This window comes from Streptomyces sp. SPB074 (assembly GCF_000154905.1).
Lineage (GTDB): Bacteria > Actinomycetota > Actinomycetes > Streptomycetales > Streptomycetaceae > Streptomyces.
This window is the reverse complement of record NZ_GG770539.1, coordinates 4479599-4480442: the sequence shown is the minus strand read 5'-3', so window position 1 is coordinate 4480442 and position 844 is coordinate 4479599. Positions and strand designations below refer to the sequence as shown.

Genomic DNA, 844 nt, shown 5'->3' with positions numbered 1-844 from the left:
CGGCCTCCGGCGCCGCGGGCACCGGAGCGGCGGGCGGCGCGGGAGCCGCCGGCCGTACGGGACCGGCGGGCGGTACGGGAGCCGCGAGCGGCGGGTTTCGTGTGGCGCATGGGGCAGGCCGGGTCCTCGGTGTCGGCTACGGAGCCGCTCCAGGCTGCCCAGCGGGCGTCACCGTGCTTGGCCGCCCGTAAGACCGTTCCGTAACAACCGCCGCGCACGCCCCCGCACTCGAACGGATGGCCCGCTTCCGGACACGCATACTGGGCGCATGTCCCGCGTACTGCTCATCGAGGATGACGAGGCCGTCCGCCGGGCCGTCACCCTCGGGCTGCGGCGGCAGGGGCACGAGGTGCGGGCGGCGGCGAGCGGTGAGGAAGGGTCGCGGCCTTCGCGGCCGAGGTGCCCGAGGTCGTGGTGCTCGACCTGATGCTGCCCGGCGTGGACGGCCTGGAGGTGTGCCGGAGGCTGCGCACGCCGGAGCGGGCGCAGGTACCGCTGCTCATCGTGACCGCCCGGGGCGACGACATCGATGTCGTGGTGGGGCTGGAGGCGGGGGCGGACGACTACGTCGTCAAGCCGGTGCGGGCGCGCGTGCTCGACGCGCGCATCCGCGCGGTGCTGCGCCGCCAGGACACGCCCGGCACCCCGCCGCCCGAGACCCACGGCCGCCTCACGATCGACCGCGCCGGGCTCCGCGTCACCCACGAGGGCACGCCGGTCCCGCTCGCCCCCTCCGAACTGCGCCTCCTGCTCACCCTCTCGGCCTCCCCCGGCCAGGTCCTCAGCCGCCAGCAGCTTTTGGAGGCGGTGTGGGAGCACAGCTACCACGGGGACATCCGCCTCG

At 75.8% G+C, this 844-nt stretch carries 1 pseudogene; it reads left to right on the top strand.

Annotated features, from left to right (window positions below):
- Positions 1–268: 268 nt before the first annotated feature.
- Positions 269–844: pseudogene (locus SSBG_RS18830) on the top strand (response regulator transcription factor); the annotation flags it as partial.